1 pseudogene is annotated in these 824 nt (G+C 49.5%); it reads right to left on the bottom strand.

The features are described 5' to 3' along the window. Nucleotides 1–824: pseudogene (locus F903_RS16620) on the bottom strand (hypothetical protein); the annotation flags it as partial.

Here is an 824-nt window from a genome sequence, read left to right as displayed (position 1 = left end):
TCACCGATGACATGTTGGATAATATCAGCAGCAGTTGAACCATTATTAATGAGTGTACCGATCACACCAGTAGCATTACCAAGCGCACCAGCAAAATTAGCGCCAGCTAAATCAGATATTGCTTCAAGTGTACCGTTGACGGTATCGCGAGAAGTTTCAAAAGTGAGAGTACCAAGATTTGCAAGATCACCGACAGGATGTTCTGCTTGAGGGAACGCCCCAATAATTGTGCCAGCAACAGTGTCGATACCTGTATTGATGATTCCAGTTTTGAGGCTTTCAATGCCTTGAAGTACATCAATACCTGTTTGGATGACACCCGTTACAGGGTTGTTGCCAAGATCACCACCCGTAATACCACCGATAATGCCTGTGATTGGACCAAGAGGACCGCCATCACCGCCACCCGTAATACCACCGATAATGCCAGTGATTGCACCTAATGGACCGCCATCACCACCACCCGTAATACCGCCGATAATGCCTGTGATTGGACCAAGAGGACCGCCATCACCGCCGCCAGTAATACCACCGATGATTCCAGTGATTGCACCTAAAGGACCACCATCACCACCGCCTGTAATACCACCGATGATTCCAGTGATTGCACCTAAAGGACCACCATCACCACCGCCTGTAATACCACCGATGATTCCAGTGATTGGACCTAGTGGACCACCATCACCGCCACCCGTAATACCACCGATGATACCTGTGATTGGACCAAGAGGACCACCATCACCACCGCCTGTAATACCACCGATGATTCCAGTGATTGGACCTAGTGGACCACCATCACCGCCGCCTGTAATACCACCGATAAT

This window comes from Acinetobacter sp. NIPH 298 (genome assembly GCF_000369505.1).
Classification (GTDB): domain Bacteria; phylum Pseudomonadota; class Gammaproteobacteria; order Pseudomonadales; family Moraxellaceae; genus Acinetobacter.
Note: the sequence above shows the minus strand (reverse complement) of the source record. Positions and strands in the feature narration are given on the sequence as shown.